The sequence below is a fragment of the Bradyrhizobium sp. AUGA SZCCT0222 genome, assembly GCF_018130205.1.
Lineage (GTDB): Bacteria > Pseudomonadota > Alphaproteobacteria > Rhizobiales > Xanthobacteraceae > Bradyrhizobium.
In genome coordinates, this window is sequence record NZ_JAFCLX010000049.1 from 34,073 (window position 1) to 52,400 (window position 18,328).

The window sequence follows — 18,328 nt, forward strand, 5'->3', positions numbered from 1 at the left end:
CCGCGTCAAAAAGTTCTCCGACCTGACCGAACGTGCCGCGGCTCATCTCGGATTCGCGGCATCCGCCGCGATGCGGCCGAACATTCGAAAGTCATGAAACGCACCCTTGAACCAGGCTTTCTGCCGCATGGTGCCTTCATACTGAAAGCCCGATTTTTCCAGCACGGTCGGATGCGGTATTTCCTGGCAACGTCCAGGCATCAATGCGATTGAGCCCAAACGTTTGATGACCGCACGCCACGACAGCCTTGACCGCCTCCGTCATCAGGCCCTTGCCCCAATAATCCGGATGCAACTCGTAGCCGACCTGGCCGCAGCGCCATTTCTTTTCGAAACTATTGAAACGGATTGCGCCGGCCAGCGCCTTTGTGCCGCTGATCTCGATGATCCAGCCACAGCCCTTGCCGGAGCCGTGGAGCTTGGACATCCAGCGCAAGGCGCGTTCGACCCGCGTTGTGGACGGCGCATCGGGCCAGTTGGAAAAACGCGTTACATCGGGAACCGACATCAGCGCGCGAAATGCGGGAACATCCTTTGGCGTCGCGGCCCGTAACGTCAGCCGCTTGGTGGACAACAGGGGAAATTTCCGGCTCGCGGTCGGTGGCATGGAATATCTCTCTTTTGATTTTGCTTCGCAGAGTTTGCGCTCCGGCCTCAACTGCCGTTGAGGTCGCCGATCTCCGGAAAGAACAGGTCTTTCCATGACGCCGGCTCGTTCCTGGTGGTGCCGACCTTGCGCATGAATCTGGCGAATTTCATCGTCGCCGCCGGCGTCATGGTCCATTCGACATTGGGCCCGGTGACCACCTTCGTCACCATCTCGAGCGGCAGCTTGGAGCCGGAATCGTTGATCCAGCTTTGCGCGGTGCCCTTCGGATCGGCGGCGATGATCGAGGTGGCTTCCTTCACGGCGTCGAGGAAGGCAGCGTAGAGTTCGGGATTGTCCTTGCGGAACCGCGCCGAGGTCCATGCCACCGTGAACGTATGCGGCCCCAGCACGTCGAACGAGGTCAATATGGTGCGGATGTTCTTCTGCTCGAGTTGCTGGAACTGGAACGGCGGCACGCTGAAGGCCGAGGAGACGCCGCCCGCGCCGCTCAATAACGCGATGGTCGCATCCGGTGGCGACATCGACACCGTCAGCGGATCAAGCTTGGCGTAGTTGGCCTCGCCAAAGGCTTCCGCCGCCGCCATCTGCAACAGCACTGCCTGCACCGACACTTTGATCGAGGGCACCGCGATACGGTCGCGTTCGCTGAAATCCTTGATCGATTTGATATCGGGATTAGCGGTGTTCAGGAGAAACGGCTGCGAAGAGAGCGCGCAGATGCCCTTGACTTCAAACGAAGTGCCTTTCGTCTTGTCCCACAGCGTGATCAGACCAGGCACGCCGCCGCTGACGATGTCGGTAGAGTTCGACAGCAACGCCTCGTTCATCGCCACCGGTCCGTTGAAGCGCTGCCAGGACACCTTGAAATCCTTCAGGCCGCGTTGCGACGCGTATTTCTCGATCAATTTGCCGCGCTTCATGACGTTGAATTGCAGGTAGCCCATCGAAAACTGTTCGGCCAACCTGATCTCGGCCGCACCGGCCGTCGTCGTTGCACTGCCGATGACGAAAGCGATCGCGGCAGCTGCCACCCAAGTGATCCTCATGGTCGTCTCCCGTCTTTTCATTTTTTGTTGATCGGGAGACTAGCGCGCGAAAGGCGAGCGCGCCAATAGCATTGGCAGCATGGCGGCCCTGCCGCTGTACAGCTATTGCTCTTGCGGCACCTCGCCAAACTGAGCATCATCGCCGCCTCATCAAGAACAGACCGGGAGCAAGCCTTGGCCAAGTCGCAATGGAGCTTCAAGACCGCCGTTGAACTATCGGCAGCGCTCGCTGCAAGAAAGATTTCCGCCGTCGAACTGGCGCAGGATGCGATCGGCCGCATCGAACGTCATGACGCCAAGATCAATGCGGTCTGCGTGCGCGATTTCGAGAGCGGCCTCGCCGCTGCGCGTGCCGCCGACGCGGAACTGGCGCGCGGCGTCAGCAAGCCGCTGCTCGGCATCCCCATGACGGTGAAGGAATCCTTCAATATCGCGGGCCTGCCGACGACCTGGGGCATTCCGGCACAGAAGGATTTCAAGCCGACCGAAGACGCGCTCCCCATTTCTCGCGTCAAGGCCGCCGGCGGCGTGATCCTCGGCAAGACCAACGTGCCGCTCGCCCTCGCCGACTGGCAGAGCTACAACGACATCTACGGCACGACAAACAATCCGTTCGATCTCGGCCGCACGCCGGGCGGCTCGTCCGGCGGATCGTCGGCGGCACTCGCAGCCGGCTACGGCGCGCTGTCGCTCGGCTCCGATATCGGCGGCTCCTTGCGCGTTCCCGCGTTTCACTGCGGCATCTATGCGCACAAGCCGACCTTTGACCTCGTGGCCATGCGCGGCCACACGCCGCCGCCCTTGCCGCCGCTGCCGTCCAACCGCGACCTTTCCGTGATCGGACCGATGGCGCGCGGCGCGGCCGATCTCTCGCTGCTGCTCGACGTGATGGCCGGCCCCGATCCGCTCGACGCCGGCAAGGGTTACAGACTGGAACTGCCAGCGGCGCGCCACACCGCGTTGAAGGATTTCCGCGTGCTGCTGATCGATACCGATCCGCTGATGCCGACCGACAAGACTGTGCGCGGAACGCTGGAAACGCTTGCCGCCAATCTCGCCAAGGCCGGCGTCAGGATCGAGCGGCAAAGCCGGCTGCTGCCGGACTTCGCCGCATCATCCCGGCTCTATATGCGGATGCTGATGTCGTTCCTCGCGGCATCCTTTGCGCCCGAGGTCTATGCCGGCGCGCAGGCTGCCGCGGCCTCACTTCCTGCCGACGACACCAGCCTCGGCGCCGAACGGCTGCGCGGCATCGCGCTCAGCCATCGCGACTGGCTGATGGCGGACGGCGGGCGCGTGCGTCTGCGCGCGCAGTGGCGCGAGTTGTTCAAGACGTTTGACGCCGTGATCTGCCCGATCATGCCGACACCGGCCTATCCGCACGATCACTCCGCCGACCAGGAACAACGCCGCATCAGGATCGACGGCAAGGACCACGTCTATTCCGATCAGCTCGCCTGGCCCGGCATCGCCACCCTGCCCGGCCTGCCCTCCACCGCGATCCCGACCGGCTTCGCGCCGGACGGATTGCCGATCGGGGTGCAGATCGTCGGCCCCTGGCTGGAGGACCGCACGCCCTTGAGGCTCGCCGAACTGATCGAGCGCGAATTCGGCGGGTTCAAGCCGCCGCCGATGTTGGATGATTAGTTGGTCGTCATTCCGGGGCAGCCCGCAGGGCTGAACCCGGAATCCAGAAATTATTACTACGAGATTCCGGGTTCGCGCTTCGCGCGCCCCGGAATGACGAGGAACGAAGACCCATGAGCAACGACATCGAAGAACTCACCACACTGAACCGCGACTATGTCGCTTCGGTGCAGAATTGCGACGTCAAACGCTTCGACCAGATTCTGGCGCAGGATTTCTACTGCTCCAATCCCGACAAATCGCTGGTCGACCGATCAGGCTTTCTCAAGCAGACCGCCGTGCCGGTGACGATCCGGAATCTGCGAGCCGAAGACGTGAAGATTCGCATCCTCGGCGATTTCGCCATTATCCACGCCGCAACGCGCTACACGACGGCGGATGGGCAGGAAGGTCGTGGGCGCTATACGGACTGCTGGGCGAAACAGAACGGGAAGTGGCTGGCGGTTTCGGCGCACGTGTCGCGGTGACACCAGTTGTCGTCCCGGCGAAGGCCGGGACCCATACGCCGCGGCCCGCGTGATTGGATAAGGAACACAACGACCAGCGCGCAAAACAGTGCCGCCGGTGGTTATGGGTCCCGGCTCAAGGCCGGGACGACATAGAATGCGCGGCTCGCGTCCGCGCATTCTACTGCAGTTCACTCACGCATCGAACATGATCACGCTGCGCACGGTCTTGCCCGCCTTCATCGCCGCAAAACCCTCGTTGATTTCGGACAGTTTCAGCTTGGCCGAAATCCAGTCTTCGAGATGCAGCTTGCCGCGCATGTAGAATTCGACCAGGCGGGGCATGTCGACGCGGAAATGGTTGGAGCCCATCGAGGAGCCCTGGATCCGGCGCTCGCGCAGGAAGTCGAAGCCGTGCAGCTCGATCTTCTGGCCGAACGGGATCATGCCGACGATGGTCGCGGTGCCGCCGGCGGCCAGCATCGCGAACGACTGCTCCGCGGTCTCCTTGCGGCCCAGCACTTCGAAGGAATGGTTGACGCCGCCCTTGGTGAGTTCGCGCACCTGCTGCACGACGTCGCCATTGCGGGGATCGACGATGTCGGTGGCGCCGAGTTTGGTCGCAAGCTGCAGCTTGGCGGGATTGGTGTCGATCGCGATGATGCGGCCGGCGCCGGCGATCGCAGCGCCGTTAATCGCGGCCATGCCGACGCCGCCGCAGCCGATCACCGCGACCGTTTCGCCGGCGGTGACTTTGGCCGTGTTCACGACCGCGCCGTAACCGGTGATGACACCGCAACCGATCAGCGCGGCCAGTTCGAGCGGCATATCATTGCGGATTTTGACGATGGCGTTTTCGTGCACCAGCATCTGCTCGGCGAACGACGACAGATTAAGGAACTGGTTGAGTTTCTCCGAGCGCGCCCAGGACAGCCGGTTGGACACGCCCGGCAGCATTTTTACCGTCGTGTCGGTGCAGAGCACGGTGCGGCCGGTGGTGCAATTGTCGCAGGTGCCGCAGAACACCGACAGGCACGTCACGACATGATCGCCGGGCTTCACATAGGTGACGTCGGAGCCGACTTTCTCCACCACGCCGGCCGATTCATGGCCGAGCACCGCGGGCAGCGGATGCGGATAAAGCCCTTCCATGAAATGCAAATCAGAGTGACAGAGACCGGCGACGCGGGTGCGGATCAGGACTTCGCGCGGGCCGGGATTCGGCACGCTGACATCCTCGATCACGAGCGGCTGATTGACTTCATGCAGAACGGCGGCCTTCATCGGGTACTCCCTTGATTGTTTTTCTTGAATATCAGCGTGGTCGGAAGCCTACGCTGCGGTGAGCAATTCGCCAACCTCGGCCATGCCCACCGCGCGTTCGCCGAGCAGGTGCTCCGTGATCGCACGCTGCGTGGCATTTTCCGCCAAGCGGAACGGATCTGACGAAGAGACCCGGTGATCGATCACCATGCGCGAAAGCAGCAGCCGCTTGGCATCGCCGCGCATCTCATGGATGCGGCCGCCCTCCCATGCCAAGGCCACGGCGCTGGCGACATGATAAAGCAGGCTGGTCGCACGCCGCGCATCGCCTTCGTTATCCGACTTGCTGGCGACCTCGCGCGCAAAGCCGATAGCGCGGTCGGTCAGTTCGCGCAGGCGGTTGCGCCAAGCCTGCGGCACATTGGCGCTGTCATCGAGGCGGGCGTGCAGATCGGCGGCGAGCGCCGCATCGGCGCCGTGGCGGCCGACCGCGCGTTTCAGCGCATCGATCGCGACGATATTGCCGGTGCCTTCCCAGATCGAACCGAGATGTGCGTCGCGCAACAGGCGCGGGGTCGCGAATTCCTCAATGTAGCCGATGCCGCCGCGCATCTCGAGCGCATCACCGCAGACCTTGCGGGCATCGCGGGTGGCGCGGAATTTTAAGGTCGGCGTCAGGATGCGCAGCAACGCCGCGGCATCCTGGCTACCGGCCTCGGCGCGGTCGAGCGCGTCAGCGGTGAGGAAGCTCATCGACAGCGCCTGTTCGGTCGGCAGCATGATCTTCATCAATTGCCGCCGCGCCAGCGGCAGGTCGATGATGCGCTGGCCAAACACCACCCGATTTCGCGCCACCGTCATCGCGTCATGGCACGCGCGCCGCATCAGCGCGGTGGATTTGACGCCATTGGAAAGCCTGGACGAATTCACCATCTCGGCCATCTGCACAAAGCCGCGATCGAGCTTGCCGACGGCATAGGCAATCGCGCCCTCCAGCTTGATCTCACCCGAGGCCATCGAACGGGTGCCGAGCTTGTCCTTCAGGCGAACGATCCGGTAGTGATTTTGTGATCCGTCCTCGAGCCGACGCGGCATCAAAAACAGACCGACGCCGCGCGTACCCGGCCCCGCGCCTTCCGGGCGCGCCAGCAGCATCACCACTTCGGCGTCGGCATTGGAGCAGAACCATTTCTCGCCATGCAGCCGCCAGTGATCGCCCTCCTGCACGGCCGTCGTGGTCAGCGTGCCGACGTCGGAACCGCCTTCCTTCTCGGTCATGAATTGACCGCCCTGGGTCAGCTTGTTCATGTCGGTCTGGGTCAGGCCGTCGAGATATTTTGCCTTCAGCGCCTCGCTGCCGAAATTATTCAACAGCTTGGCGCAGCCATCGGTGACGTTGATCGGGCAGCCCAGCCCGAACTCGGCCTGATTGAACAGGAACGTAAAGGCGTGCTTGGCGACAACGGGATATTTGTCCGGCCATCCCATGATGCCCTTGCGGATCGAGAGCGCGTGAATGCCGAACTCGCCGAATGCGGCCTTCTCCAGTTCGCGATAGGCCGGATGATATTCGATATACTGGGAATCGCGTCCAAAACGGTCGCGCTGGTGCAGCACCGGCGTGTGTCGGTCGGCGAGCCGCGCGCATTCGTCGAGATGACCGCCGGCAAGCCCGCCGAGCCGGTCGAGATGCGGTTCGATGTGGCGAAACAGCGGCTCCGGCAGATGCAGCCGCAGCAGATCGGTCAGCGCCGGATCGGCCCGGTAGAAATTCATCCCCGAGGTATCAGGCGCAAGCAATCCTGGCTTGTCGGCCGCGGCCGTGCTGCGATCATGCGTGAGGGGTTGCTGCATTTTTTTATCTCTTGTTCGTTCCGCCCGATATTGATCATCTACCGATAACGCAGGCGATCAAGCCGTCAACAAGCATAATTGGAGGGTCACCCCATGGCGGACGGATATCAGCCTCGCCGTGACCCGGCGGGTTGTCTGGCGGAATTACGCCCCTAAATACCTGTTCCCGGTCATTTCTGGAGAGCCGCCATGCCGACCCCGCCAACCTACAAAACCGCCCTGATCGTCGGCGCCGGCGAGGGATTGAGCGCATCGCTGGCGCGGCTCTTCGCGCGCGAAAAAATCCGCGTCGCGCTGGCCGCCCGCAAAATCGAAAAACTCGGCGCGCTGTGCACCGAAACCGGCGCCCGCGCCTATGCCTGCGACGCCACCAACGCCGACGACGTCGAACGGCTGTTCGGTCAGGTCGAGCGCGAGATCGCTACGCCTGATCTCGTTGTCTATAACGCCAGCGGGCGGGCGCGCGGCCCCTTCACCGACCTGGTGCCGGCCGACGTCGCCAACGCGATCGCGGTCAGCGCCTTCGGCGGTTTCCTGGTGGCGCAGCAGGCGGCGTTGCGCATGCTGCCCAACAAGCATGGCGCGATCCTGTTCACCGGCGCCTCCGCCAGCGTCAAGGGCTATCCGCAGTCAGCCCCGTTCGCGATGGGCAAGTTCGCGCTGCGCGGCCTTGCCCAGAGCATGGCGCGCGAATTGTCGCCGCAGGGCATTCACGTCGCGCATTTCGTCATCGATGGTGGCATCCGCAGCGCCGCCCGCACCGAGCCCGCCGACCGGCCGGATTCGATGCTAGACCCTGACGCCATTGCGTTGAGTTACTGGAACGTGCTGCAACAGCCGCGCAGCGCCTGGACGTGGGAACTGGAATTGCGGCCATGGGTGGAGAAGTTTTAGTGCGCCGTCATTCCGGGATGGTCCGAAGGACCAGACCCGGAATCTCGAGATTCCGGGTTCGATGCTTCGCATCGCCCCGGAATGACGAACAAAAGAAATGCTGGGGGAAGCATGACCGAAATCACCGTCGACACCGGCACCAATGAATTGCTGTGCGTGATCCGCGACCGCGTCGCCATCATCACGCTGAACCGCCCCGAAGCGCGCAACGCGATGTCGGATCATCTGACGCCGGCGCTGCGCAACATGATCAAGACCTGCGGCGAGAATCCCGAAGTCGGCGCGCTGCTGCTCACCGGCGCCGGCACCGCATTTTGCGCCGGCGGCAACGTCAAGGGCATGGGTGCCAACCGCGACAAGAAGAAGCTCGAAATGTCGCATGACGAGCGGGTCGCCGATCTGCAGGAACGCCAGCGCCTGCTGACCGGCGCCCTGGTCTCGGTGCGCAAGCCGACCATTGCGGCCCTGCCCGGCCCCGCGGTCGGCGCCGGGCTTGCGCTGGCGATGGCCTGCGACATCCGTATCGCCGCACAATCGGCGTTCCTTTCCACCGGCTATCTCAAGGTGGGACTGAGCGGCGACTATGGCATCGCCTGGTTGCTGACGCGCCTCGTCGGCACCTCGCGCGCCCGCGAATTGATGTTCACCTGCGAGCGCGTCGATGCCGCCAGATGCGAGACGATCGGCCTCGTCAACCGCGTGGTGCCGGACGACAGGCTGCAGGCCGAAGCCTTTGCGCTCGCCAAATCGATCGCTGAAGGTCCGACGATCGCGATCCGCTACATGAAGGACAATCTCGACGAAGCCCTGATGTTCGATTTCGCCACCGCGCGCGATCATGAAGCCGAACGCATGATCCGCACCCAGGTGACGGCGGATCACAAGGAAGCGGTGCAGGCCTTCATCGAAAAGCGCAAGCCGGTGTTCAGGGGCGGCTAGATCTATTTCGCAGGCGTCTTCGCAGGCGATCTTGCGAAATCGACGAAGGCGCGCAGCGCCGCCGGGAGTTGGCGGCGGCTCGGGTAATACAGGAAGAAGCCGGGATAGGCGGGACACCAGTCGGCGAGTACGCGTACGAGTTTGCGTTTGGCGATCAAGTCAGCGACCTGGCCTTCGAATACGAAAGCGAGTCCTGCCCCTTCCAGCGCCGCATCCACCATCAGATCCTGGTCGTTCAGCGTCAGCGGGCCCGCGACGTCGATTTCGACCTCGATGCCGCCACGCTCGAATTCCCAGCGATAGAGCGCGCCGCCGGAGAAGCGGTAGCGGATGCACGGCATGCCCTTCAGATCATGCGGCGTCGCCGGCGGCTTGTGCCGCTTGAAATAGCCGGGCGAGCCGATCACCGCAAACCGATGCCGCGGGCCGATCGGCACCGCGATCATGTCGGCGGCGACCGTCTCGCCAAACCTGACGCCGGCGTCGAAGCCCGCCGAGACCATGTCGATCAGCGCATCGTTGATCACGATCTCGACGCTGACGTCGGAAAATTCTTTCAGAAATTCCGTCACGATCGGCAACAGCACCAATTGGGTGGATTGCCGGGCGGCATTGAAGCGCAGCGTGCCGGCCGGCTTGCCGCGAAAATTGTTCAGGTCCTCCAGCGCGTCGTCGATGTCGCGAAACGCCGGGCTGATGCGCGTGAAGAGGCGCTGGCCGGCCTCGGTCAACGCGACGCTGCGGGTGGTGCGGTTGATCAGGCGCAGATCAAGCCGCTCCTCGATATTGCGCAGCGCGTGGCTGAGCGCCGAGGCCGAGACGCCGAGTTCGGTCGCCGCCGCGCGAAAGCTGCGGTGCCGGGCGATCGCGAGGAAGGTTGCGAGGTCGGAAGGGTCAATTCGCATTGATGAATTTTGCTCAGTAGCTTGTGAAATACTTAACGTATTATCTCATCTATGGCCAGCCGCTAATGATTGCCCATCGGCCCGGCGCAAGCGCCGGGCAGCAACGAAAGGGCTAAGAACATGCGCGTCTGGTTCATCACAGGAGCTTCCCGGGGGTTTGGCGCTTTGATCGCGGAAGCCGCGTTGAAAGCGGGCGATGCGGTGGTTTCGACCGCGCGCGATCCCTCCACCGTCACCGCCCGGCTCGGTTCGCATGAGCGTTTATTGGCGACCCGCCTCGACGTCACCAGCGAGGCCGAGGCGCACGAGGCCGCGGGCGCGGCGGTCCGCAAGTTCGGCCGCATCGATATCCTCGTCAACAATGCCGGCTACGGCCTCTTGGGTGCGATCGAGGAAGCCAGCGCCGCGGAGACAGCAAAGCTGTTCGGCACCAACGTGTTCGGCCTGCTCGGTGTTACCCGTGCGGTGCTGCCGCACATGCGACGGCAGCGCGCGGGTCACGTCATCAATATCTCGTCGGTCGGCGGCTACGCTGGCTTCCCGGGCTGGGGCGTCTATGGCGCGACCAAATTCGCGGTCGAAGGCATTTCCGAAGCGCTGGCCGGCGAAGTGGCGCCGCTCGGGATCCATGTCACCGTGGTCGAGCCCGGATTCTTCCGCACCGATTTCCTCGACGAGTCCTCGCTGGCGCGCACCGCGCAGCATATCGAGGATTACGCCGACAGCGTCGGCAAGACCCGCGCGCACGCGGATGACGTCAATCACGGCCAGCGCGGCGATCCGCGCAAGCTGGCGCAGGCCTTCATCAGGCTTGCCAACACCAAGACGCCGCCGCTGCGGCTGCCGCTCGGCAGCGACACGGTGGAGCGGATCGAGGCCAAGAACGCGTTCGTCGCCAAGGAGCTCGCGGCCTGGCGCGAGGTTTCAACGTCGACCGACTGGACTGAAGAGGCTGCGTAAATGTTGCTGAACGCCGGGGCCTAAAAATAGCCCGGTTCTGGTCAGCCAGAACCGGGCTTAGTTTCGTCAAACCGCAACCGAGGACATAGTGGCCTGGCGGGAGAGGGCGGCGAGCCGCCAGCTTGCACAGGGGATGTCTTGCGGTTCGACGTCGATATGCTTTTCGAAACGCACCAGCTTCCAGTCGCCGGGGGCCGGCATGAAGGCATAGCCGGATTTGCGGGCGAGGCCGATCATGGCCTCATTGGAACGCAGCGTATCGCCGAACACTCGCTCGGCGCCGAATGAGGCCGCGCGGCATTCGAGATTCTTCAACAGCGCCTTGCCGATGCCATGGCCCTGCCAGCGGTCGTCAACCGACAGGCCGAATTCGATGCTGCCGTTCTCGAACGCGTAGCGGGCTTCGCCGACGATGATCTCATGGCCATCGACCAGCATGCTCGCGACCACGCTGAAGCGGTCGGCTTCGCCGATATGGATGAAATCCTCAAGCACCGACGGCGGCAGTTCACGCGTGGCGCCGAGGAAGCGGTTGTAGCGGGAGCGGATCGTCAGCGAACGGAAATAATTTTGAAGCGCCTCGGCATCGCGCGGCTCGACGAAACGCACGGTCAGGGCCTCGCCGCTGCGCGCGCGCAGCAGGTCCGAATATTGCCTGAGATCGTCGAAACGCATTGTCGTCATCGCACGCTCCCATTGCTCCCGAAAAAATGGCCGGCGTCCCCCTGATGAGGCGACGCCGGCCTGGCTGCCTTTAGGCCCGCCAGAATGGTTTTGAGGCTTCGTAGATGGCATCGCCGTGGGAGACGCCGATGTCGTGGAGTTCCCGGTCGGACCAGTTGGCCAGTTCCCGGCGAGCCGCGGAACGCTGCCGCCAGACATGGATCAGTTCGGCGACCTGGCTGAAAAGGCTCTGTCCATGATGATTTATCATCGATTCATGCGTGAAAGTAGACATTTGAAGCTCCTATCTCTAATCTGTTGACGCTAATATCTGCGCTCCCAAGGCCTTTCACAAACGACACTTTGTACCGCTTCGGATGATAAAAACTCATATTGGGGAAGTGCTGGAGATGACCGCCAGGCTGCCGTCGCTGAATGGGTTGCGCGCCTTCGAGGCTGCCGCCCGGCATCTGAGTTTCACGCAGGCGGCGGCCGAGCTGAACGTCACGCAGACCGCGATCAGCCATCAGATCAAGCGGCTGGAAGAAGAGCTCGGCGTCCGCCTGTTCGTGCGCCAGAACCGGGCGCTGACGCTGACGCCGCAGGCGGTGGATTACCTGCCCGGCATCCGCGCCGCCTTCAACGACCTGCGGCTCGCCACCGACCGGCTGCTGCGCAAGGACGACGACCATGTGCTGACGGTTTCGACGCTGGCCTCGCTCGCCGCCAAATGGCTGCTGCCGCGCCTTGCCGCGTTCCAGGAAGCGCATCCCGGGATCGACGTGCGTATCACCACCTCGACCAATCTGGTCGACTTCCAGCGCGACAATGTCGATGCCGCGATCCGCTACGGCCGCGGCCAATGGGCGGGCCTGCGCGCCGACTGGCTGATGGCGGACGAGCTTTTCCCGGTATGCAGCCCGGACCTCTTGAAGGGCAGCAAGCCGCTGAAATGCCCGGAAGACCTCCGCGACCACGTGCTGCTGCACACCAGCAATTTCAACAGCGACGACTGGCGGCTGTGGCTGACAGCGGCCGGCCTGCCGGCGGATTTTTCCAAACAGCCGGGCGTGACCTTCGACCTCATCTTCATGACGGTGCAGGCCGCCATCGACGGCCTCGGCGTCGCGATGGGCCGCTCGGCCTATGTCGAGGACGACATCGCCAAGGGCCGCCTCGTCGTGCCCTTCAAGATCACGCTGCCGACCGATGCCGGCTTCTATCTGGTCTCGCCGGCGGGACGAACGGACCCGCCGAAACTGGCGGCGTTCCGGCAATGGCTGATTGCCTCGGTGCAGAACAAGCCCTGAAAGCCCGACATTCCGCGTTCTCAGGGCACCTTCCACGTTTTGCGGGTTGCCGTCACGCCCAACTGTGCCAAATTGTCGCAGTAGGCAGGCTAACTGTCTCGGCCAGCGAGGCTTTTTGCGCCGGCGGCAACATAGCGGGAGGACGGCGTCATGGCGCAGGCAAGTGGTTCGGAAATACCGCAGATCAAATCGCGTATCGGCGCCATCCTGCGCGCGACCAGCGGCAATTTCCTCGAGCAATTCGATTTCTTCCTGTTCGGATTTTACGCCAGCGCCATCGCGAAGGCGTTCTTTCCTGCCCAGAACGAAACGGCGGCGCTGCTGAATGCGTTCGGGGTGTTCTGGCTCGGCGCGCTGATGCGCCCGGTCGGCGCCATCGTGCTCGGCGCCTATATCGACCGCATCGGCCGGCGCCGGGGTTTGATCGTGACGCTCGGGATCATGGCGATCGGGACGGTCGTGATCGCCTTCTGTCCGGGGTTTGAGACGATCGGCATCGCCGCTCCCGTCATCGTGCTGCTTGGCCGGCTGCTGCAGGGATTTTCCGCCGGCGTCGAACTCGGCGGTGTCTCGGTCTACCTGGCGGAGATTGCCACCCCCGGCAACAGGGGCTTCTACACCTCGTTTCAATCTTCCAGCCAGCAGGTCGCCATTTTTGTTGCCGCGATCCTCGGCTATGTGCTGAGCGAGGTGATGCCGGCAGAAACGGTCGCAGCCTGGGGCTGGCGCATTCCATTCTTCATCGGCTGCCTCATCATTCCCTTCATTTTCGTGCTGCGGCGGACGCTCGAAGAGACGCCCGCCTTCCTCGCCATGAAGACGCATCCGACCGCATCGGAAGTGTTCGCGTCCGCGGTGGCAAACTGGCGCATCGTCATTCTCGGCATGATGATGGCGGTGCTGACCACCACGACCTTCTACTTCGTCACCGTCTACACGCCGACCTTCGGCAAGACCGTGCTGAAGCTGTCTACGCCGGACGCGCTCCTCGTCACCCTCCTGGTGGCCGTGGCCAATTTCATCTGGAATCCGGTCGGCGGCGCGCTGTCCGACCGGATCGGGCGCAAGCCGGTATTGCTGGCGATTGCATGCCTGTCCCTGGTGACCGCCTATCCGGCACTGCACTGGCTGATCGCGGCGCCCACCTTCGGCAAGATGCTCGCCGTCGAAATGATGTTCTCGTTCTATTTCGGCATCTACAGCGGCACCATGCTGGGCGCGCTGGTCGAGGTGGTGCCGGCGAACGTCCGGACCACCTGTTTCTCGCTGGCCTTTGCGCTCGCCGCAGGCCTGTTCGGGACGTTTACGCCATTTGCGTCGACCTGGCTGATCGGTCACACCGGCGACAAGGCATCCCCCGCCTACTGGCTGATGTGCGCCGCGGCGCTGGGCATCATCGCGGCGCTCGCCATCTATCGCGACGGAGAAACGATCGCGACCCGTGACGCCGTTCCCGCCTAGAGCGTTGCAAGGATGCGCCGGGCAATGGACTGTCCGGCGGCGCAGGAGTTGTAACTCCGCGATGCGTGCGGCATCCGACATTGTCGCATGTCGCGCGGCCGCCAATTTGATTTCCATGCAAACAACGATAACAAGAGCGCATGGTGGATTTGAAACGCAGGTTCGATGTTCTGGTGATCGGCGGCGGCAACGCCGCGCTGTGCGCCGCGATCAGCGCCCGCAGGTCCGGCGCCTCGGTGCTGGTGCTGGAGGGCGCACCAAAATTCTATCGCGGCGGCAATACCCGCCACACCCGCAACATGCGCTGCGCCCATGACGCGGCGACCGACATCCTCACCGGGCCCTACACCGAAGAGGAATTCTGGCAGGATCTGTTGCTGGTGACCGGCGGCGAGACCGACGAAGAGCTGGCAAAATTCATGATCCGGGAGTCCAAGGACATCCTGAACTGGATCGTCGAACAGGGTGTGCGCTGGCAGCCGTCGCTCGGCGGCACGCTCAGCCTCGGCCGCACCAATTCGTTCTTCCTCGGCGGCGGCCGCGCGATGCTGAACGCGCTGTATCTGACCGCCGAACAGCTCGGCGTCCAGATCATCTATGACGCCGAGATCGCTGATCTCCACATCGAGGACGGCATGTTCCTGGCAGCTCACCTGAAGCAGCCGATCGATGGGGCCACAGAAATCCGCGCCTCGGCGCTGGTCGCCGCCGCCGGCGGCTTTGAAGCCAACATCGAATGGCTGAAGGAATATTGGGGCGAAGCGGCCGACAACTTTCTCATTCGCGGCACGCCCTATAACCGCGGCTCCATTCTGAAAATGCTGCTGGCCAAGGGCGTGCAGGACATCGGCGATCCCACGCAATGCCATGCGGTCGCAATCGACGCCCGCGCGCCGAAATTCGACGGCGGCATCATTACACGACACGACTCGGTCGTGTTCGGCATCGTCGTCAACAAGCACGCCCAACGTTTCTACGACGAGGGCGAGGACATCTGGCCGAAGCGCTACGCGATCTGGGGCCGGCTGGTGGCGGCCCAGCCCGACCAGATCGCCTACATCATTTTCGATTCGGCTGTCGTCACGAGCTTCATGCCGACGCTGTTCCCGCCGATCGCGGGCGGCACCATCGCCGAGCTCGCCACCAAGCTTGAGCTCGACCCGGTCGCGCTGGAAAAGACCATCACCGATTTCAACGCCGCGGTGCAGCCCGGCACGTTCGACCACACCATCCTGGATGATTGCCGCACCGAAGGCATCACGCCGCAAAAAACGCATTGGGCGCGCAAGATCGAGGCCGCACCGTACCTCGCCTATCCGGTGCGGCCCGGCATTACGTTTACCTATCTCGGCACCCGCGTGAACAAGCAGTCGCGCATGCTGATGAAGGACGGCAAGCCTTCCGCCAACATGTTCGCCGCCGGCGAGATCATGGCCGGCAACGTGCTCGGCAAGGGCTACGCCGCCGGCATCGGCATGACCATCGGCAGCGTGTTCGGACGGGTGGCGGGACGGGAAGCGGCCAGAAATGCGAAGAATTAGTGAGTTACCTCGCCCCGCTCTTCGCGGGGAGAGGTCGGATTGCGAAGCAATCCGGGTGAGGGGCTCTCTCCGCGAGCACGGTCTGCGGCGAGAGCCCCTCACCCCAACCCTCTCCCCGCGAAGTGCGGGGAGAGGGAGAAGATAAAGGGAGGGTTCATGTCTCGATTTGCAATTGCTTCTGCTGCGGCAGTTCTGATGAACGCAACGCTGGCCAATGCCGCCGAGCCGATCGCGTTGCGCGACATGGGCTCGTTCCATGTCGGCGGACGGCTGGTCGAAATCTCCGGCAAGCCGGTCAAGGAAGTGACGTTCACGCCGGGCGGCGTGCCCGCAAAGGTCGATCCGAACGGCACCTACCAGGTCGAGCAGATGTACGTGCAGTATTTTCTGCCCGCCGTTGAGAAGGGCGCCTATCCGCTGCTGATGTGGCATGGCGGCGGGCTGACCGGCGTCACCTACGAGACCACGCCGGACGGACGCGAAGGCTGGCTGAACTATTTTCTGCGCAAGGGCTGGGCCGTCTACAATTCGGATGCCGTCGAGCGCGGCCGCGCCGGCTGGGCGCAATATCCTGATATCTTCAAGAGCGAGCCGGTGTTCCTCACCACAGCCAATCCGTTCGAGCGCTTTCGCATCGGCGACGGCGCCGGCTCCTACAATGCCGATCCGGCCAAGCGCAAGCTGATGCCGGGCAGCCAGTTTCCCAACGACGGCTATGAGAATTTCGTCAAGCAGAACGTGCCGCGCTGGACCACCACCGACGACGCGATCATTGCCGCCTATATCGCCGAGATCGACCGCGTCGGCCCCTCCGTCATCCTGTTCCACAGCCAGGCCGGCAGCTTCGGCTTCAAGGTGGCGCAGGCGCGCCCCGACAAGGTCAAGGCGCTGATCGCGATCGAACCGGCCGGGGTCGGCGATCCCGCCAAGGTCGATGTGCTCAAGAACATCCCGACGCTGATGATCTATGGCGACTATATCGAGCAGGACTCGCGCTGGCCGAAGATCCGCGCCACCGGCGTCGCCTTTGCGGAAAGCATCAAGGCCGCCGGCGGCAGCGTCGATGTCGTCGACCTGCCGAAAGCCGGCATCAAGGGCAATTCGCACATGGTGATGATGGACAAGAACAATGCCGAGGTTGCGGCCCTGATCCAGAAATGGCTCGAAGGCAAGGGTCTCACCAAGTAACCGACGCGTCGAAAGCATAGCGTTTTCAAGCGAAGTGGCCACCGGTTCGCGTGAAGAAAACGCGTCAGACAAGAAGAGCACAGCGCAATGCACGGAACGAGAATTCTGGAGGAGGCGGACCGCCTGATGACGGTCTGCAACTCCTGCCGCTATTGCGAGGGGCTCTGCGCGGTGTTTCCGGCGATGGAAATGCGCCGCGCGTTTTCCGACGGCGACCTCAATTACCTCGCCAATCTCTGCCACGGCTGCGGCGCGTGCTACACCGATTGCCAGTTCTCGCCGCCGCATGAATTCAACGTCAATGTGCCGCAGACGCTTGCCGTCGCGCGAAACGAGTCCTATGCCGCTTACGTCTGGCCCCGCGCCTTTTCCGGCGCCTTCGCGCGCAACGGCCTCGTCATCAGCATCGTTGCCGCGCTCAGCGTCGCCGCCTTCATCTTCGGCTTTGCCGCCTTCCACGACCGGCAAGTGCTGTTCGGCGTCCACACCGGCCCCGGCGCGTTCTACAAATTGATGCCGCACAACGCGATGGCGGCGCTGTTCGGCGCCGCCTTCCTCTATGCGATCGTGGCGCTTGTCATGGGGGTGCGCGCGTTCTGGCGCGATATCGGCGAGCCCGTTGGCATGCGCGCCGATGCGGGCTCGATTTGGCAGGCGATCCGCGACGCCGGCGAGTTGCGTTATCTCGATGGCGGCGGCGTCGGCTGCTTCAACGAGGACGACCGCCCGACCGACCGCCGCAAGATCTATCACCACCTCACCTTCTACGGTTTTGGACTGTGCTTTGCCTCGACCAGTGTCGCGACGCTCTATCATTATTTCCTGGCGCGTCAGGCGCCCTACCCGTGGTGGGACCTGCCTGTCGTGCTGGGCACGCTTGGCGGCATTGGGCTGTTGATTGGACCCGTGGGACTGCTCCTCGAAAAATGGAAGCGCGATCCTGTGCTGGTCGATGAAAAACGCCTCGGCATGGATGTCGCGTTCATCGTGATGCTGTTCCTGACCAGCCTGACCGGCATGGCGCTCTTGTTCCTGCGCGCAACACCGGCGATGGGACCGCTACTGGCGCTGCATCTCGGCGTGGTGTTCTCGCTGTTCGTCACCATGCCCTATGGCAAATTCGTGCATGGCATTTATCGGTTCGTCGCCCTGGTGCGCTATGCGCGGGAGCGGCGGATGATGGGGCATGTTTGACACCGCCATCCGACGTCGTCAGCGGCTCTCAGCTCCTCCACGCGTCGTCCCGGCGAACGCCGGGACCCATACTCCGCGGCAGTCATTGTTAGCAGAAGGTCTCTAACGCCAGCGATCTCACGGATGGGCCGCGGCGTATGGGTCCCGGCTCAAGGCCGGGACGACGGCGGTGTTTGTTGTTGCGCCGTTATCCAAACCACGCTTTCCCGTTCTCGCGACGCACAGCGCCCGAGGTTTGCCAGAAACTTCCCGCCCTAAATACAGAGGGCGCAGGGAAGACCGGGTGCGCGCTGCACCCGCGGTCCCGTGTGCGGTTAGCACTAAGTAGGCTGCACACGAGCATACAGGGCAGCGGAGAACACCCGGCCTTCCCTGCGCAATGGCTTTACGGCTTATGCCGTGCTCTC

18 protein-coding genes are annotated in these 18,328 nt (G+C 63.3%); 11 read left to right on the top strand and 7 right to left on the bottom strand.

Going from position 1 to position 18,328, the window contains the following annotated elements:
- Window positions 1-136: 136 nt before the first annotated feature.
- Window positions 137-508 carry a GNAT family N-acetyltransferase gene (locus JQ629_RS30185; RefSeq protein WP_249135378.1) on the bottom strand — a complete coding sequence of 124 codons (372 nt, stop codon included), beginning with the start codon at window positions 506-508 and terminating at the stop codon, window positions 137-139.
- Here JQ629_RS30185 and JQ629_RS37315 point away from each other — a divergent pair.
- The gene (locus JQ629_RS37315) at window positions 420-668 is read left to right on the top strand and encodes a hypothetical protein (RefSeq protein WP_249135379.1); all 249 of its coding nucleotides are present in this window, start codon (window positions 420-422) and stop codon (window positions 666-668) included. The genes JQ629_RS30185 and JQ629_RS37315 overlap by 89 nt on opposite strands.
- On the opposite strand, the gene JQ629_RS30190 is transcribed toward JQ629_RS37315, so the two are convergent.
- The gene (locus tag JQ629_RS30190; RefSeq protein WP_212415708.1) at window positions 655-1,656 is read right to left on the bottom strand and encodes an ABC transporter substrate-binding protein; all 1,002 of its coding nucleotides are present in this window, start codon (window positions 1,654-1,656) and stop codon (window positions 655-657) included. The two genes, JQ629_RS37315 and JQ629_RS30190, sit on opposite strands and share 14 nt — an antisense overlap.
- A 174-nt stretch (window positions 1,657-1,830) precedes the next feature.
- On the opposite strand from JQ629_RS30190, the gene JQ629_RS30195 reads away from it, so the two are divergent.
- Together JQ629_RS30195 and JQ629_RS30200 are read left to right on the top strand one after the other, a co-directional pair.
- A complete protein-coding gene (locus JQ629_RS30195) occupies window positions 1,831-3,303 on the top strand; it encodes an amidase (RefSeq protein ID WP_212415709.1) in 1,473 nt (490 codons plus the stop codon).
- A 113-nt stretch (window positions 3,304-3,416) separates the two neighbouring features.
- Window positions 3,417-3,770, top strand: coding sequence for a nuclear transport factor 2 family protein (locus JQ629_RS30200; protein WP_212415710.1), 354 nt, complete (start codon window positions 3,417-3,419; stop codon window positions 3,768-3,770).
- 174 nt (window positions 3,771-3,944) lie between these two features.
- On the opposite strand, the gene JQ629_RS30205 is transcribed toward JQ629_RS30200, so the two are convergent.
- Window positions 3,945-5,033 (bottom strand): Zn-dependent alcohol dehydrogenase, encoded by a 1,089-nt coding sequence (locus tag JQ629_RS30205; RefSeq protein ID WP_212269724.1) that lies wholly within the window; start codon window positions 5,031-5,033, stop codon window positions 3,945-3,947.
- 48 nt (window positions 5,034-5,081) lie between these two features.
- Window positions 5,082-6,866 carry an acyl-CoA dehydrogenase family protein gene (locus JQ629_RS30210; protein WP_212415711.1) on the bottom strand — a complete coding sequence of 595 codons (1,785 nt, stop codon included), beginning with the start codon at window positions 6,864-6,866 and terminating at the stop codon, window positions 5,082-5,084.
- A 189-nt stretch (window positions 6,867-7,055) separates the two neighbouring features.
- Here JQ629_RS30210 and JQ629_RS30215 point away from each other — a divergent pair, with 189 nt between their 5' ends.
- Window positions 7,056-7,760, top strand: a complete 705-nt coding sequence (locus JQ629_RS30215; RefSeq protein ID WP_212415712.1) for an SDR family NAD(P)-dependent oxidoreductase — start codon at window positions 7,056-7,058, stop codon at window positions 7,758-7,760.
- A 111-nt stretch (window positions 7,761-7,871) separates the two neighbouring features.
- Complete coding sequence (locus JQ629_RS30220) at window positions 7,872-8,699, top strand: enoyl-CoA hydratase (protein WP_212415713.1); 828 nt, start codon at window positions 7,872-7,874, stop codon at window positions 8,697-8,699.
- Between the two features lie 2 nt (window positions 8,700-8,701).
- Here the strand turns inward: JQ629_RS30220 and JQ629_RS30225 are convergent, their stop codons facing one another.
- On the bottom strand, window positions 8,702-9,604 hold the full coding sequence (locus JQ629_RS30225; protein ID WP_212415714.1) for a LysR family transcriptional regulator: 903 nt from the start codon (window positions 9,602-9,604) through the stop codon (window positions 8,702-8,704).
- A gap of 120 nt (window positions 9,605-9,724) precedes the next feature.
- Between JQ629_RS30225 and JQ629_RS30230 the strand changes: the two genes are divergently transcribed.
- Window positions 9,725-10,564: an oxidoreductase gene (locus JQ629_RS30230; protein WP_212415715.1), complete on the top strand. Its 840-nt coding sequence runs from the start codon at window positions 9,725-9,727 to the stop codon at window positions 10,562-10,564.
- Between the two features lie 66 nt (window positions 10,565-10,630).
- On the opposite strand, the gene JQ629_RS30235 is transcribed toward JQ629_RS30230, so the two are convergent.
- On the bottom strand, window positions 10,631-11,248 hold the full coding sequence (locus JQ629_RS30235; protein WP_212415716.1) for a GNAT family N-acetyltransferase: 618 nt from the start codon (window positions 11,246-11,248) through the stop codon (window positions 10,631-10,633).
- Window positions 11,249-11,318: 70 nt separating this feature from the next.
- Complete coding sequence (locus JQ629_RS30240; protein ID WP_212269718.1) at window positions 11,319-11,522, bottom strand: DUF1127 domain-containing protein; 204 nt, start codon at window positions 11,520-11,522, stop codon at window positions 11,319-11,321.
- Between the two features lie 115 nt (window positions 11,523-11,637).
- Here JQ629_RS30240 and JQ629_RS30245 point away from each other — a divergent pair, with 115 nt between their 5' ends.
- The 5 genes from JQ629_RS30245 to tcuB all read left to right on the top strand — a co-directional run bounded on the left by JQ629_RS30245 (window position 11,638) and on the right by tcuB (window position 17,921).
- Window positions 11,638-12,537 carry a transcriptional regulator GcvA gene (locus JQ629_RS30245; RefSeq protein WP_212415717.1) on the top strand — a complete coding sequence of 300 codons (900 nt, stop codon included), beginning with the start codon at window positions 11,638-11,640 and terminating at the stop codon, window positions 12,535-12,537.
- 150 nt (window positions 12,538-12,687) lie between these two features.
- Window positions 12,688-13,998 (top strand): MFS transporter, encoded by a 1,311-nt coding sequence (locus tag JQ629_RS30250; RefSeq protein WP_212415718.1) that lies wholly within the window; start codon window positions 12,688-12,690, stop codon window positions 13,996-13,998.
- 140 nt (window positions 13,999-14,138) lie between these two features.
- Window positions 14,139-15,539: an FAD-dependent tricarballylate dehydrogenase TcuA gene (tcuA, locus tag JQ629_RS30255; protein WP_212415719.1), complete on the top strand. Its 1,401-nt coding sequence runs from the start codon at window positions 14,139-14,141 to the stop codon at window positions 15,537-15,539.
- 156 nt (window positions 15,540-15,695) lie between these two features.
- On the top strand, window positions 15,696-16,727 hold the full coding sequence (locus JQ629_RS30260) for an alpha/beta hydrolase (RefSeq protein ID WP_212415720.1): 1,032 nt from the start codon (window positions 15,696-15,698) through the stop codon (window positions 16,725-16,727).
- A gap of 87 nt (window positions 16,728-16,814) precedes the next feature.
- Window positions 16,815-17,921, top strand: a complete 1,107-nt coding sequence (gene tcuB, locus JQ629_RS30265; RefSeq protein WP_212415721.1) for a tricarballylate utilization 4Fe-4S protein TcuB — start codon at window positions 16,815-16,817, stop codon at window positions 17,919-17,921.
- Window positions 17,922-18,328 lie beyond the last annotated feature (407 nt).